Raw genomic sequence first — 1,050 nt, 5'->3', positions numbered from 1 at the left:
AAAAACCCCACCAGCATTGATTAGGATCTGTCTTGCCATAGCATTAATATTCATTGTGTCCCGGAAATGAGGATATAGAAGCTTATGAATAGGGTGAAGCACACTTAGTTGCCTGTTTGTTGCAATCACAAATGGCTCGATCACTGCATGAGTATTCAACCAATGACTAATTAGTTGATGAACACCAGCGTCATTCACCGCAACATAAGCTTTGGCCAATTGCCAGATAGAGCTCTCAACACCTTGATCACTTGGAGTATACACTTTGCTAGTAACACCAAATTGATCTCCATCTGGATGTGGCAAACTCAATTCAATTGCTAGTGGCTTCAAAGATCCATTATCTTGCAAGAAGAGCAAAGTTCTCGAGGCATATGTTTTCGTTATTGTAGTGTTTATCCTCCTCAAATATGGTATAAGAAGATCATGATGGTTCAATATGAAAAGTTTATTATTGTTCATCGCCTCATCAACCGTTAGTCCATCCAGCTTATCCTCTATGTGTTCTGCAGTAATTGTACTGTTTTGATTTCCATATGCTTCGGGATCTAGCTTGCTTTTTGGAGGAAATTCTTGAAGTCTACTAATTATGATAGGATTAACTCCAGCTAGCATTTCTCTTGCGAATTCTTCATCAGTCCTCCATGCGGTTTTACTATCTTTAATCACTAGAGGAGTTGGAAATCTCAATATTCCTTCACCGTCTGTTCGAAGGAGTTCTCTGATCATCTCCAGAGGTATAGCAGCAGTGAGAGCCTTAAATAAAGGTCCTTGAGGAAGTTTGATCCCTCCTTCATATAGTCTAAGTACATCCTCAAAACTATCGAACTCGTTAGGGGTACCATCAAACAGGGCATGTAATTCAGGGAGGATGAATTGAACAATGGATTTCAAAGCATATGTTAGGAAGTCTGACATCTTCAAGTGACCAAAACGCTCGTCTCTCGGTACATAGATGTCTAAGCTCAGAATAAGAGGAATCCTGCTTTCACTTTTAGGATCTGTTCGTGTTGGTGGTCTACCAGTTCTTCCTCTCCGAGGATACGGGTA

The sequence above is a fragment of the Nostocoides jenkinsii Ben 74 genome (assembly GCF_001046875.1).
GTDB lineage: Bacteria > Actinomycetota > Actinomycetes > Actinomycetales > Dermatophilaceae > Nostocoides_A > Nostocoides_A jenkinsii.
The sequence above is the reverse complement of the archived record's forward strand: the minus strand, read 5'-3'. Positions refer to the sequence as shown.